A 236-nucleotide genomic window follows, 5' to 3' on the forward strand; every position below is an offset into this window, starting at 1 on the left:
AAACGTTCCGTCTGTGCCAGGAGTATCTCGACGATATCGTCACCGTCGACAGCGACGCTATCTGCGCGGCGATGAAAGATCTCTTCGAGGATGTGCGTGCGGTGGCGGAGCCGTCCGGCGCGCTGGCGCTGGCGGGGATGAAGAAATACATCGCCCAGCACAACATTCGCGGCGAGCGTCTGGCGCACGTGCTTTCCGGCGCCAATGTGAACTTCCACGGCCTGCGCTACGTGTCC

General features: G+C 62.3%; 1 protein-coding gene. It reads left to right on the forward strand.

Translation table 11 applies throughout. From position 1 onward, the window contains the following. A partial coding sequence (locus tag B4920_RS27975) for a pyridoxal-phosphate dependent enzyme (RefSeq protein ID WP_139379789.1) occupies positions 1 to 236 on the forward strand: 236 nt, incomplete at both ends.

Origin of the sequence: Zoogloea sp. LCSB751, from assembly GCF_002028455.1 — a bacterium.
Lineage (GTDB): Bacteria > Pseudomonadota > Gammaproteobacteria > Burkholderiales > Rhodocyclaceae > Zoogloea.